The organism is Solitalea longa (assembly GCF_002920915.1).
Taxonomy (GTDB): domain Bacteria; phylum Bacteroidota; class Bacteroidia; order Sphingobacteriales; family Sphingobacteriaceae; genus Solitalea; species Solitalea longa.
On record NZ_PQVF01000015.1, the window covers coordinates 19,489 to 32,494 of the forward strand.

Consider the following 13,006-nt stretch of genomic DNA (forward strand, 5'->3'; position numbering starts at 1 on the left):
CAACCTGGATGCGATAGTTTATAGGCATTCCCTACTGTGTTGTCTACATTGCTCTTTTAAAATTGCACTTCATAAATCTAAAATCGCATTTCTTGTTTTCTATCCTCCAAGAACTATAAACCAATAACCATTAAACTTTGTGTACCTTAGCTCCCTTAAAATAAGCCAGGTCCTATTTTACTTGGAAAAACAATCGGAGAATTTAGTTTCTTCACAATTCATAAACATGACATTTAACGAACTCAATATAATAGAGCCGATTTTAAAGGCATTACAGACTGAAGGATATACACAACCTACTCCTATTCAAGAACAGGCAATTCCTGTTTTGCTAGAAGGAAAAGACCTTTTAGGTTGTGCCCAAACAGGCACCGGGAAAACAGCAGCTTTTGCTATTCCTATCCTTCAATTGCTACAGGCAAACAGCCGACATGAGCAAGGACCCAAAGCTATAAAGGCTTTAATTCTTACTCCTACCCGCGAACTGGCCATACAAATTGGCGAAAGCTTTGCCGCTTATGGCAAAAACCTCAAACTAAAACATTTGGTTATTTACGGAGGGGTTTCACAGTTGGCGCAAACCACGGCTTTAAGCAAAGGCGTGGACATTTTAATTGCCACTCCTGGTCGTTTGCTCGATCTGATGAATCAAAAGTTCATCCATCTTCATAAAATCCAAATGTTTGTGTTAGATGAAGCCGATCGAATGCTCGACATGGGTTTTGTCAATGATGTAAAAAAAGTGATCAGTAAGCTGCCTGCAAAGCGACATAGCTTATTTTTCTCGGCTACTATGCCTCCGGCAATCCAACAACTGGCTGATAGCATCTTAACTAATCCGGTAAAGGTAGAAGTAACACCGGTTTCATCCACTGCTGAAAAAATTAACCAATCGGTTTATATGGTTGATAAAGGTAGCAAGCGTGCGCTGCTCAATCATATTTTGGAAGATAAATCAATTGAAACGGCCCTTGTATTCAGCCGCACCAAACATGGCGCCGACCGTATTTCCCGTGAACTGAACAAGGTTAAAATTAAGGCCGAAGCCATTCATGGTGATAAATCGCAAAACGCCCGACAAAGAGCATTAACCAATTTCAAGAGCAAAGAAATAAGGGTATTGGTTGCCACCGATATTGCTGCACGCGGTATCGACATTGACGACTTAACGCATGTTATTAATTTCGATTTGCCTTACGAAGCAGAAACGTATGTGCATCGCATCGGCCGAACTGGTCGTGCCGGGGCAAACGGTATAGCACTATCGTTTTGTGATGCAGAAGAAATGACCTACCTCAAAGATATTGTTAAGCTTATCGGAAAGGCCATTCCTACAATTGAAGATCATCCTTTCCCTCTAACGGTTCAGCGAATGTTAGAAGTTCAGGATCAGCAAACGCAAAAAAAGAATGATAACCGCCAAAAGCGTGGTTTTTCTCATAATAAAAACAAGGGTGCCACTCAGCACAGCAAGAAAAAACAACATCGAAAGGGAGATCAAAAGGCTAAATAAAACAGCGCAGGAAACAATTGCTAAATTATTCGGAAAAAATTTAGCAATTTTTCATTTCAATTATTTTACTTTAAGCCGATAAACCCGTTTAAACTGAATAGCGATCTTTCATGAAGTACCTGTTTACATTCTTACTAGTTGTTTCTTGTAATTTAAGCTTTGCCTCTACCCTTCCTGACAGCACTTTACAAAAATTAGATCAGATACTTGAACAGCGTCAGCTATTCGATGCTCAAAAAAATAAGGAGATCAGTGCTTTAAAACAAAGCATTATAAATACGGAGAAACTTGACGTTTATCAGCAATTTAAAATTTATTCATCGCTGTACGACCAATACCGAACCTACAGCTACGATTCGGCTTTTATTTACATCAACAAGCTGCAAAAACTGGCTGCAAAAATAAAAGACCCTTCCCTTATTGAATCAGTAAAGATCAAGCAAGGCTTTATTTTGCTTTCATCGGGAATGTTCAAAGAAGGTTTCGATACCTTAAACGCGGTCAAAACCAAGCATTTGCCGGCAACGCTGAAGCAAGAGTATTATTCGCTAATGGGAACGTCTTATTATAACCTGGGCGACTATAATAAAGACACCTATTATACCAACAAGTACAACCAGCTTGGAAGCCGATTTATCGATTCAGCTTCGGCGCTTTTGTCGCCAAATTCTTATGATTATTTATCAATGCAGGCATTAAAGGACCTGAAAGAAAATAAGCTGGATACGGCTCTGGGCATTTTTCAAAAGATTTTGGCCAATTTCAGGCTGAATAATCACCAGTACGCGATCACCACTTCTACGATGAGCGATATTTATATCCGTCGTTCGGATTATAATAATGCCATTGAACTACTGGCACAGGCCGCCATTGCCGATATTAAGTCATCAACAAAAGAAACTACCGCCATTTTAATTCTGGCCAATTTGCTGTATCAGCAAGGCGATGTAAAAAGAGCCTATGATTATATAAAGCAGGCTTCGGAAGATGCCGCATTTTATGGAGCCCGCCAGCGTAAAATTCAGGTGAGCTCGGTGATGCCCATTATTGCCGGTGAAAAACTGAACAGTATTGAAGCTCAAAAACGCGCTTTGATCATGTACTCATCGATTATCACCTTATTAACATTGGTGATCATCGGCTTTATCTTCATTATCATTAAGCAGGTTAAAAAGCTGAAAGAAGCTGAAAAAGTGATCACCGCTTCAAATGCCTCATTGCAGGAAATGAATCATACGTTGTTGGAAGCCGAAAAGATCAAGGAAGAGTACATTGGTTATTCGTTCCATATCAATTCAAATTATATTGATAAGATAGGCCGCTTTAAGAAAGTGATCGTGCAAAATGTGGAAGCCCGAAAACTGGATGAGATCAAACTACATGTTAACCGCATCGATTTAAAGAAAGAGCGTGAAGAATTATATCATGGATTTGATAAAGTGTTCCTTCGTTTGTTCCCTCATTTCGTTCCCGACTTTAACGCCTTGTTCAAAGAAGAAGATCAGATTCGACCTACCGGACTAGAATTATTGAATACCGAGCTACGCATTTTCGCCCTGATAAGATTGGGTATTACCGACAATGAAAAGATCGCGCAGATCCTCGATTTTTCAGTGAATACTATCTATTCTTATAAAACCCGAATAAAAAACAAATCATGGGTTTCAAATGATGAGTTTGAAGACAAAATTATGGCCATAAAAGCCATATAAACTCATTGTTCGTCTATATTTTATCCATATCCATCTTGATTAGCAAACCAGACAACTAGCTAATAAACAGTTAGTTGAAACACAAAATAGACTTTATTTTCTATATTGAAGTTTAATTCATTGCTCTGCTTCCTTTTTCCTCTTTCTTTTGTTTTGTGACTTGGCTCCGGGGCTTTTTGTCGCACAACCGATTTATTTAAAGACCGATTTAAGTAACCAATTTATTTACACAGCAAATGAAAACGAAAAGTCAACACGCTCTTTTCGGCTGTTTGATGTTCCTTGCCTTAGCAACAACAACAAGCAGCTGTGAAAAGAAAGACGACGGTAGCTATGTGGCACCTATCACACGCTACGAGAAAGTTCAGGGTCAATGGCAATTGACCGGGCTAAATCAAACAGACGAGCTGGCAAAATCTACCGGTGGCTCGTTAACCCAGGTAAACTTGTACGGCAAATTCAACTTTAAAGACATGAAAATCACTTTTAATGTTGATGCCGAAAACAACCCTACCTCCTATTCAGTAAGCGGCAATGCACCAGAGTTATTTACCAAAGAAGGTTTTTGGCAAATGGATGCCGCATTTACGACCGGCAAAACCGCTAAGATCTTCTTGTATTCAGACGAGGCTAAAACTCAAAAAATTGACGAGCTGGAAGTGACCACGATGCCCGGAGCAACCACCAATATGGATCTTCGATTGGTACGTACGAGTGCCGGAACTCCATTCCTTTCTTATCAATTCTCACTAAAACCGGTTGAATAATCAATTCTAACAAATACTTAAAATGAAAAGATATTTACTTTCAGCAGTTCTTTTACTGCTTCCATTTATAGGAATGTGTCAGAATGCGATTAATGAAATCTGGACACAGCCGGCTATTTTTAAAGCCGATGAGCAAGTAACCTTGTTTTTTGATGTAAAAGGCACACAGTTAGAAGCCGAAACCGACGCCATTTACTTATGGTCATGGTTCCCTAGTGAGCCTGATGCCGGTAACTGGGCCAATTCATCCGATTTTGCCAAGCTTACCCATGTAGAGGGTACCGTGTGGAAAATCACTATGGTTCCTTCTGATTATTATCATGTACCTGCTGATCAGATCGTTTCATTGTATGGTTTATTGAAAACCAAAGACGGTTCGAAAGTTTCGGATGCCTTTGCTCCTGACAAAGGAAACGCGATCAACCTATACAATTTTACGGATATCAAAAACACCAGGATCAGTGATTTCTATCCAAAAACCATTAAAGGCGACAGACCCTTCTCAATTTTAATAAATGCAGGAAAAACCTGGAGTGATTGTGCAACCAACGCCACCCAAGGTGCTTTGGCAACAGCTTCTGAAGTTCATATGCACTCGGGCTTAAACGACTGGAAAGTGATCGTTGAAAACAATCCAGCCAACCTTGCCAAAACCAAGCTTACCCATTTAGGTGATAATATTTACCGTATGGACATGATTCCATGGGAATATTATGGACAGGAGATAGCCATTACCAAAGTTAACGCGGTATTTGCCAACGACACCTGGAGCAAATTGGGCTTTGATACCAACTGTGCCGACTTCTTATTCAACAGCACTGGCATTGTAGTGGTAACGCCTAGCTACAGCTTGTTCCCTCAAAAAATAACCAAGAAAGACATCTTAACCTTAGTGGCCGTAAACGGCGATTTGGATGCATCAGACTTGAATTATGAGGTAACCATGGGTACTACAAAAGTTACCGGCAAGTTTGAAGGTGTTAAACCAAATTACCGTGCTTACATCGATTTGGTTACCCCTTTAAAGGAACAAAACGTTGATAAGATCCACGTGACCATTAAAACTAATTCGGGAGCGAACCTACTCGACACCGATATGGCTTTAACTCCAATTGTCAATTAATTCTCCTAAGAAATTAATATCATGAACTTAACAAGATTATTACGCTATAACCTGGCTTTGTTGCTGCTCGTTTGTTTGAGCGCCATGGCCTTCGCAAAACCTGTAGCTGATATTACAGTAAACGGTACTGTAGTTGATACGAAGGGTACTCCGCTTCCGGGTGTTTCTGTTTCAGTAAAAGGTTCCTCAGCCGGAACCACCACCGATAATGATGGTAAGTTTAAAATTACCGTTGCAGAAAAAACCATTTTACATTTCGCCTTTATAGGTTTTGATGCCCGCGAAATGATCGCTAACCCAACCATGTTCGTTACCCTCCAGGAAAGTGTTACTTCCCTATCGCAGGTAACGGTGGTGTCTATCGGTTACGGTTCGGCACGTAAAAGTGACCTTACCGGTGCCATCAACTCGGTAAACTCCAATAAGTTTACCAAAGGGGTGATCACCTCAACCGAGCAGGTATTACAAGGCCGTATTGCGGGTTTAATAGTTAACCGTGCAGGTGGCGACCCTACCAACGGTTCTTCAATGCGTTTACGTGGTGGAACTTCATTAACTGCTAGCAGTTATCCATTGGTGGTAGTTGACGGTGTATTAGGAGCCGACATTAATACCATTGCAGCTGACGACATTGAGTCGATGGATGTATTGAAAGACGCTTCGGCAACCGCAATTTATGGTGCCAGAGGTGCAAACGGGGTAATCATTGTTAATACCAAAAGACCAGCGGCCGGTCGTGTTAAAGTTGACCTTTCGGGCTATGGTTCTTTCGGATATACTGCTAATAGCATCGACATGTTATCTGCTAACCAGTGGAGAAAATATGTAAGAGACCATGAAATTGGTGGAGCAGTTGATTATGGCGCTACAACCGATTGGCAGGATGCAATTTCTCAAAATTCGTTTTCTCAAGGCTATAACCTTGCTTTATCAGGCGGAAATGATAAAAGTACCTACCGTGCTTCATTGAACTTAATGCAAAACAATGGTACCATCATAACCAGCAAGCTCAATCGCTTAAATGGAAAGATCAACGTAACACAAAAAGCAATTAACGACAGGCTGAATATTGACCTAAGCTTAAGCTCTACTTACGATAAGTTTAAGCCAATTGATTACAACGCCTTACGTTACATGTATAACGTAAACCCAACTATGCCAATTTATGATGCCGACGGCAACTACTTTGAGGCTAAAGGGAACCTGGACTATAACAACCCGGTGGCCCAGTTGGAGCAATTGAAAAATGACAATACCACCAACCGTTTCTTAGGTGTTTCGAAATTTGATTTTGAAATTGTAAAAGGATTAAAAGCAGTGGCTAACCTTTCGTTCATCAACAACAGTTTCGAAGGATTATACTACGCTCCTACCAACTCTATGACCGGCCAGAACGATGATGGTTTTGGTTCTCAAACCGGCAATAAAGTGAATGAGAAGTTAATGGAACTGTACCTGAACTATGATGCTAAAATTGCCGCCGATCATTCAATAAACTTAGTAGGTGGTTACTCTTATTTCGATAGTCAGAATGAGTTCTATGGTTTATCTCGTCGTGGCTTCAACTCCGACACATTTGGTTATTATAATTTAGGATCGGGCCAGGATTACCGTGTAAGCGATATTTACAATGGTAAAACCGACTGGAAACTGATCTCTTTCTTCGGTCGTGCCAGTTATAACTACAAAGGCAAGTACATGGTTTCGGGTACCTTGCGTAACGACGGTTCAACCAAGTTTGGTGCAAACAATAAATGGGGATTGTTCCCTTCAGGTGCTATTGCCTGGAACATGGCCGAGGAAGCGTTCCTGAAAGATGTTAACTGGCTGAATCAGTTAAAAGTGAGAGCTGGTTACGGTTTATCAGGTAACCAGGAAGGTATTGCGCCTTACACTTCTTTAGCCTTGAGCGGCCCATTAAATGGCGAATTGTACTATGATTCGGCATCTGATTCATGGAAAAACGCTTATGGCCCTATCCAAAACAATAACCCTGATTTAAAATGGGAAACTACCGCACAGTTAGATATTGGTGCCGACTTTACCTTATTTAACCGTATTACCGGTACCATTGATTATTACGACAAGCAAACCAACGATTTGCTTTATACCTATCGCGTGCCTCAGCCTCCATATTTATACAGCACCATTTTGGCTAACGTGGGTAACCTGAGCAACAAAGGGGTTGAACTTACCTTAAACGCTTCTGTTTACAATACTGATAAATTTAAGTGGAACATCGACTTTAACATTGCTAAAAACAAGCAGAAGATCACTAAGCTTTCTAATGATGCATATACTACGGAAGCTGTTTATAGCGGCTTATTGGTAAACCGCGGATTTTCCAACGTTTACACCCAGGTGATCAAAGAAGGTTATGCTCCGGGCACTTTCTGGGGACCTAAATTCTTAGGCATTGATGAGAATGGCAAGTTCATGCTGGAAGACCTAAATGAAGATGGTCAGATTACTGATGCAGACGGACAATATTTAGGAGATGCACAGCCTGATTTCACCGGAGGTTTGGGAATGAATTTCAGCTACAAAAACTTTGACGCAGGGTTCTCAATGTATGGTTTGTTCGGACAAAAATTATTGAATGCTACCGGCATGAGCATCACTGATGATAATCGTTTACCATCTAATAACGTTCCTGATGCATCATTAAAAGATAACTTGACCGATCAAGCCCGTTTCTCCAGCTACTGGATCCAGAATGGTTCATTCCTTCGCATGCAATACCTCACTTTAGGCTACAGGTTCAAAACCAAAGCTAACTCTTGGTTGCACAATGCCCGTGTTTATGTTACCGGTGAAAACTTATTCCTGATCACTAAATACGATGGTGCCGATCCGGAGATCAGCTTAGACGGTTTGTCAATGCCGGGTATCGACAACTTTATCACTCCGCAGGGAGGGTCAAATCCTGGAACATATCCAAAAGCGAGAACATTCTCAATAGGAGCCAGCTTATCGTTCTAATCGAAAACCATGAACATCATGAAAAAGAAACTTTTATATATACCGCTAATACCTCTGTTATTAACAGTAAACAGTTGTACAAATCTTGATGAGAAACTGTATAACACTATCCCTACGGATGAATACGGAAAAACGCCGCAGGAAATCGAAACCATTGTAGGCCGTGCGTACGCTTCGCTACGTGGTTATGCCGGGCATTTCCCATTAGATTACACCTACGAATTAAATGAAAATGCTTCTGACGAAGCGGTAATTCCTACCCGCGGAACCGACTGGTATGACGGCGGGGTACATCAACGCGTTCAGCGTCACAATTGGAAGCCTGATGAAAACTTAATTCAGGTAACCTGGGAAATGCTTTATTCAGGTATTACCATTGTTAACTCAATTATTTTCCAGGTTGATCAATCAAGCCTGACTGCCGATCAGAAAGCAAATGTAAAAGCGGAGCTAAGAGGTGTTAGAGCCTACTATTACTATCGCTTATGCGACATGTTCGGTAATGTTCCGCTGCAAATTGATTATAATGATAAAGAGGTAAAAGCCAAATCTACCCGCGCAGAAGTGTTTAACTTCATCGAATCAGAGCTAAAGGATATAGTAGGCAAACTACCTACTAGTGGTTATGGCAAGTTTACCAAAGCAGCAGGTTACAGTTTACTGGCTCGTTTGTATATCAATGCCGAAGTGTTTAAAGGCACTCCAATGTGGCAGGAATGTATTGATGCTTGTGACCAGGTAACCGGTTATTCGCTTCAAACTAATTTCCTTGATAACTTCTTAACAGAAAATCAGGGTTCGGTTGAAAATATCTTTGTTGTTCCTTACGACGCAACAGTAACCTTGGGTAACTTCAAGCAGTCGCTGGCATTGCACTACCAGTCGAGAGTGGCGTTTCAAACTACGGCCGACTTTGTAAACGGTTATTGCTGCGAACCTGGTGTGTATGGAAAATTTGAAGAAAACGATGCTCGTCGCAAAGGCTTATTACAAGGTCCTTTATTAGCACCTGATGGTTCTCAGCTTTTACAATCTGATGGAAACCCTGTAAACTACACTGATGCGGTAAGTTTGGAAAGCGCCACCCAAAGTGATGGTATACGCGATATCAAATATCAAAACTCTAAAGGCGACAAATGGGAACGCAGCAATGATTATGTATTGATCCGTTATGCTGAAGTAATGCTAATGAAGGCTGAAGCCTTGATTCGCCTGGGACGTGGTGGGCAGGCACAGCCAATAGTTGCGGCGGTTAGAAAACGTGCGAATGTTGAAACTCCAGCAAATGTTGACCTTGATTTTATGTACGACGAATTACTTCGCGAGTTCCTGTTTGAAGAACACCGCCGTACCGATCAGATCCGTTTTGGCAAATTCAGTGTTGAAGGCTGGGAGATGAATCAAACTGATAAACGCAGGGAGATCTATCCTATTCCTACCTCGGCAATGCAAACCAATAACAAACTGGTGCAAAATCCAGGCTATTAATAAATGTTAAGAAGTACGATGACGAGGTGCAGTTAAGGTGCTAACCAAAACTGTACTTCGTACTTCTTAAATCGTACTTCATTGTTTTACGTTAAACGGCAAAGTAATGAAAATACACGCCTGGCTGCTTTGCGCAATGCTAATAGTATGCGCCTGTGGCAAATCAAGCGATGATGCGCCCCAAACGAAGGAGGAATTTAAGGTTACGACATATCCGGCTGAAAAGGTGCAGAAAACAAAAACGCAAAAGGTTTATGTTCACCTGATGCCCTGGTTCGAATCAAAAGAAACCAGTCCTGATGGAAAATGGGGACAGCACTGGACCATGGCCAACAAAAACCCCGATATTATTAATGGTAGCGGTCAGCGCGAAATTGCCGCACATTTTTATCCCTTGACAGGACCCTATGCTTCAGGTGATGCTGCTATTATCGAATATCAGTTATTGCTCATGAAGCTTTCTGGCATTGATGGCGTTTTCATCGATTGGCCAGGAACAACTGTGCTTTACGATTACCCATTGCTGGTTAAAAACACCGAAAAGCTTATCGCTAAGCTCGACAAGGTGGGTTTAACCTTTGCTATTGTTTATGAAGATCAAAATATTAACATTGCTTACAATGCCCAGGTAATTCCGGATAAGCTGGCAGCCGCTCAACAAGATATGGCCTACCTGCAATCAAATTACTTTAACAAATCATCGTACATAAAAGTTAATGGCAAGCCATTGCTGATGGTCTTCGGTCCGCAAACCTTTACTACTGAAAATGAGTGGACGAATGTATTTAACGGTTTAAGTACAAAGCCTGCATTCTTCACACTTTGGAATGCATCAGGTAAAGCCGGAAAAAACGCCACAGGTGAATTTGGGTGGGTATACAAGACCAACCTTACCGATCTCACTAATTTTTATGGCAATGCATACGCTGGTGTAAAAGTAGCCTCTGCCTATCCCGGTTTTAAGGCTTTTTATACCGAAGGCGGCTGGGGAAGCAATCCTTTTACAATTGACCATAACAATATTTCAACTTTTAACGCCACCCTCGATCTTGCTTTAAACAGCGGATTAGAAAGCATTCAACTGGTTACCTGGAATGATTATGGAGAAGGAACGATGTTAGAACCTACCAAAGAATTTGGCTATGGATTTTTAACCAGCCTGCAAAGTAAACTGGGGGTAAGCTATACACAAACCGAACTTGAATTGATAGCAAAACTGTATGAACTGCGGAAAAAGTATCCCGGTTCTGCTGAAAACCAGAAAAAACTGGACCAGGTGTTTTACTACCTCGTTTCAAATAAAATAACCGAAGCCAAAGCATTGCTGCAGGAAATTAAATAAGAGAAAGATGAAAAGAAACATTGTTTTATGCCTGCTGATGCTGGTATGTGCCTCGTTTGTGGGTTGTAAATCCACCGCACAAATACTGTCGGTAAAGTCTCCCGACGGGACCCTTAACGTTTCATTCCAGTTGAAAGACGGAGTGCCTTATTACAACATTGGAAAAAGAAACTTTTCGGTTGTTAACGATTCGAAAATGGGTTTTATCCTAAAAGATATTCCTTCGCTGGATAAAGATTTTAAAATTATTGATTCAAAAACGGGCACTTTTGATCAAACCTGGACACAACCATGGGGTGAGGTAAAGGATATCCGTAATAACTATAAAAGCCTGGTAGTATCGCTGCAAGAGAAAAAGGGCCTTAAACGCAAAATGAATATTGTTTTTAAGGTTTATAATGATGGCGTTGGATTTCGTTACGAGATACCTGAACAACCGGGTTTAACCGAATACCAAATTATGGATGAGCTCACGGAGTTTAACATGTCCCGTGATTTAGAAGCATGGTGGATTCCGGCATTTCCTGACGCACAAGACTCAGAGCAGCCTTTTACCAAAACAATGCTTAGCAAGCTTGATCAAAACGTTCATACGCCATTAACTATGGAACTAAACGACAGCTTGTTTGTAAGCATCCATGAGGCGGCATTGGTCAATTATGCTTCAACAACCTTAAAACCTAATGGAACCACCTTGTTAAAAAGTGATCTGGTGCCTTGGGCCGATGGGGTAAAAGTGAAAGTTAAAGGCTCATTGAATACACCGTGGAGGACTTTGCAAATTGCCGATAAACCCGGCGATCTGATCACCTCTTACCTTATCCTCAATTTGAACGAGCCTAACAGACTTACCGATATTTCGTATGTAAAGCCAGGTAAATACACCGGGGTTTGGTGGGGTATGCACCTTAAAACCCAAACCTGGGGTCAGGGACCGCAACATGGTGCCACCACTCAAAACGTTAAAGATTTGATCGACTTTAACAAAAAACATAACATTCAAGGTGTGCTTGCCGAAGGATGGAATGAAGGCTGGGATGGCGATTGGGTAAAAGATGGAAATTTTAACTTCACCAAATCTTACCCCGATTTTGACATGGCCGAACTGAGCAAATACGCACAAGAAAATGGTGTTGCTTTAATCTCTCATCATGAAACCGGCGGTAATGTAGCCAACTATGAAAGCCAGTTGGAAGATGCCTTTAAGCTGTTGGAGAAGAATAATATTCATGCAGTTAAAACAGGCTATGTGAATAAACGCATTAATGGCAAAGAGTATCATCAGGGGCAGTTTATGGTTAACCACTACCAGCACGTGGTAGAAACTGCAGCTAATCACAAAGTAATGGTTGATATTCATGAGCCGATAAAAGATACCGGTTTACGTCGCACCTACCCTAACCTAATGACCCGTGAAGGGGTGCGCGGAACCGAGTATGAAGCATGGAGCGAAGGTAACACGCCTTCTCATACCACCATTATCCCTTTTACACGTGGTTTAGCAGGCCCAATTGATTACACTCCTGGAATATTCGACATTCAGTTTAAAAACGACGGGGGCTTTAGAGTTCACACTACTTTAGCGAAACAGTTGGCATTGTACGTGGTGATTTATAGTCCGTTTCAAATGGCTGCCGACCTGACCAAGAACTATGAGAACAATCCGGCTTTTAAATTCATTGAAGATGTTCCAACCGATTGGGAAACCACTAAAGTATTGGATGCCAAAATCGGTGAGTTTGTAACCATTGCCCGCAAGGACCGCAAAAGCAATGACTGGTACTTAGGATCTATCACTAATGATAAAGCCTGTACCATTGACGCCAAGTTAAGTTTCTTAACACCTGGAAAAAACTACATGGCCGAAGTGTATGCTGATGGTGAAGGTGCGAACTATGATACAAACCCGCTTCCGGTAGCTATTTCACAAACAAAAGTAAATTCTGAATCAATATTGAAGATCAGTCTGGCAGCCGGTGGCGGACAAGCCATCCGATTTAGAATGATCGATTAATAGATTTTTTTCATGTAAACAACAATTGAAAAACGCTTGTTTCATTGATTAATTGGTTTATTGGA

The 13,006-nt window shown here is 41.2% G+C and carries 8 protein-coding genes; all 8 read left to right on the forward strand.

Annotation, left to right across the window (positions count from 1 at the left end; translation table 11 throughout):
* Positions 1-226: 226 nt before the first annotated feature.
* Entirely contained in the window at positions 227-1,513 is a 1,287-nt protein-coding gene (locus C3K47_RS17240; protein ID WP_103790413.1) for a DEAD/DEAH box helicase, read from the forward strand.
* 110 nt (positions 1,514-1,623) lie between these two features.
* Positions 1,624-3,225, forward strand: a complete 1,602-nt coding sequence (locus C3K47_RS17245) for a DUF6377 domain-containing protein (protein ID WP_103790414.1) — start codon at positions 1,624-1,626, stop codon at positions 3,223-3,225.
* Positions 3,226-3,461: 236 nt separating this feature from the next.
* On the forward strand, positions 3,462-3,992 hold the full coding sequence (locus C3K47_RS17250) for a DUF5004 domain-containing protein (RefSeq protein ID WP_103790415.1): 531 nt from the start codon (positions 3,462-3,464) through the stop codon (positions 3,990-3,992).
* A 22-nt stretch (positions 3,993-4,014) separates the two neighbouring features.
* Positions 4,015-5,115 carry a hypothetical protein gene (locus C3K47_RS17255; RefSeq protein ID WP_133159410.1) on the forward strand — a complete coding sequence of 367 codons (1,101 nt, stop codon included), beginning with the start codon at positions 4,015-4,017 and terminating at the stop codon, positions 5,113-5,115.
* A gap of 21 nt (positions 5,116-5,136) precedes the next feature.
* Entirely contained in the window at positions 5,137-8,097 is a 2,961-nt protein-coding gene (locus C3K47_RS17260) for a SusC/RagA family TonB-linked outer membrane protein (protein WP_103790417.1), read from the forward strand.
* Positions 8,098-8,115: 18 nt separating this feature from the next.
* Positions 8,116-9,585: a RagB/SusD family nutrient uptake outer membrane protein gene (locus C3K47_RS17265; protein ID WP_165784727.1), complete on the forward strand. Its 1,470-nt coding sequence runs from the start codon at positions 8,116-8,118 to the stop codon at positions 9,583-9,585.
* A 106-nt stretch (positions 9,586-9,691) separates the two neighbouring features.
* A complete protein-coding gene (locus tag C3K47_RS17270; RefSeq protein WP_103790419.1) occupies positions 9,692-10,927 on the forward strand; it encodes a glycoside hydrolase family 71/99-like protein in 1,236 nt (411 codons plus the stop codon).
* 7 nt (positions 10,928-10,934) lie between these two features.
* Positions 10,935-12,941 carry a glycoside hydrolase family 97 protein gene (locus C3K47_RS17275; RefSeq protein ID WP_103790420.1) on the forward strand — a complete coding sequence of 669 codons (2,007 nt, stop codon included), beginning with the start codon at positions 10,935-10,937 and terminating at the stop codon, positions 12,939-12,941.
* Positions 12,942-13,006: the final 65 nt, after the last annotated feature.